Origin of the sequence: Novosphingobium resinovorum, from assembly GCF_027922145.1 — a bacterium.
GTDB lineage: Bacteria > Pseudomonadota > Alphaproteobacteria > Sphingomonadales > Sphingomonadaceae > Novosphingobium > Novosphingobium resinovorum.
On record NZ_BSFC01000050.1, the window covers coordinates 1 to 673 of the forward strand.

Annotated in this window: 2 protein-coding genes; both read right to left on the reverse strand. The window is 67.3% G+C overall.

The window, feature by feature from the left end; genetic code table 11:
* The coding region (locus PKE80_RS25170; protein WP_444980979.1) for an aldose epimerase family protein at positions 1-353 on the reverse strand (353 nt) is incomplete at its 3' end.
* Positions 350-673: MFS transporter (locus PKE80_RS25175; RefSeq protein WP_271184825.1), on the reverse strand; the 324-nt coding region annotated here is incomplete at its 5' end. The genes PKE80_RS25170 and PKE80_RS25175, both read right to left, overlap by 4 nt.

The window sequence follows — 673 nt, forward strand, 5'->3', positions numbered from 1 at the left end:
GACCAGTCCCACGGCCAGTGCGCGTCCGCCGAATGCATGCAGGTGAGGACCGCGCGGTCGGCCTCCTGTGCCCTGACCATCCACGGCATGATCCAGCCGAGACCATGGATCGGATGCTCGAAGCCCGCGACGTTGCGGGGGAGGGCATAGTCCTTTCCCGCGAAGGAGAAGCGCCCATCGGCAATGCGGTTGGCGTAAGGAACCATCGGAAAGCAGGCGGCGTCCAGCGGGCTCGCGGCGTCCGCCGGGGTTGGACGCAGGATGTCCCTGCCGCCGACCGCGAACGAACCGATGGACCCGCCCAGATGCGGCAGCAGCGTGGCTTCGCTGCTGCCCGAACGCAGCTGGATCAAGCCGCCATCTCCTCAAGCGTGCGGCCGCGCGTCTCGGTCACCATGGCGCGCACGAAGAAGAACGAGAGGAAGGCGCTGAGCGCATAGAACCCGTACGTCAGCGGCAGGCCGAGCCCGGCAGCCATCGCCGGGAAGCTGACCGAGATGCCGAAGTTGGCGATCCACTGCGCGAAGCCCGAGACGGCCAGGGCCGAGCCGCGAATCTGGTTGGGGAACATCTCCCCCAGCATCACCCACATGACCGGGCCCCAGCTGACGTTGAAGAACACGACGTAGGCATTCGCGGCGATCAGCGCGACGGTGCCGGTCTGGTCCGAAAG